1 protein-coding gene is annotated in these 519 nt (G+C 66.7%); it reads left to right on the forward strand.

Going from position 1 to position 519, the window contains the following annotated elements:
- Positions 1-519 (forward strand): ABC transporter ATP-binding protein (locus EN991_RS39225; RefSeq protein WP_164769814.1); only part of this gene is annotated, 519 nt, incomplete at both ends.

Here is a 519-nt window from a genome sequence, read left to right on the forward strand (position 1 = left end):
GTTCCAGGACTATGCGCTGTTTCCGCATATGAGCGTCGGCAGCAATGTCGGCTTCGGCCTGCGCATGCAGGGCGTCGACGGCGCGACACGCGCCGCAACGGCGCGCGAGGCGCTGGCGCTGGTCGGTCTCGCCTCTGCCTTCGACAAGAAGCCGCATCAGCTCTCCGGCGGCCAACGGCAGCGCGTGGCGCTGGCGCGCGCGCTGGTGATCGAGCCGGCGGTGCTTTTGCTCGACGAGCCGCTCGGCGCCCTCGACCTCAAACTTCGCCGGCAGATGCAGGATGAATTGAAGGCGATCCAGAAGCGCATCGGCACCGCCTTTATCCATGTCACGCACGACCAGGAAGAGGCGATGGCGCTGGCCGACCATTGCGTGGTGATGAATGACGGGCGCATCGAGGACGAAGGTCCGCCAGAGCGCGTCTACGCACGGCCGGCGACGCGTTTTTCGGCGACCTTCATGGGCGAAAGCACGATCCTCGCCGGCACGGTCACGGAGGCCAGCGACAGGACAAGCAC

The organism is Mesorhizobium sp. M7A.F.Ca.US.005.03.2.1 (assembly GCF_003997795.1).
Classification (GTDB): domain Bacteria; phylum Pseudomonadota; class Alphaproteobacteria; order Rhizobiales; family Rhizobiaceae; genus Mesorhizobium; species Mesorhizobium ciceri.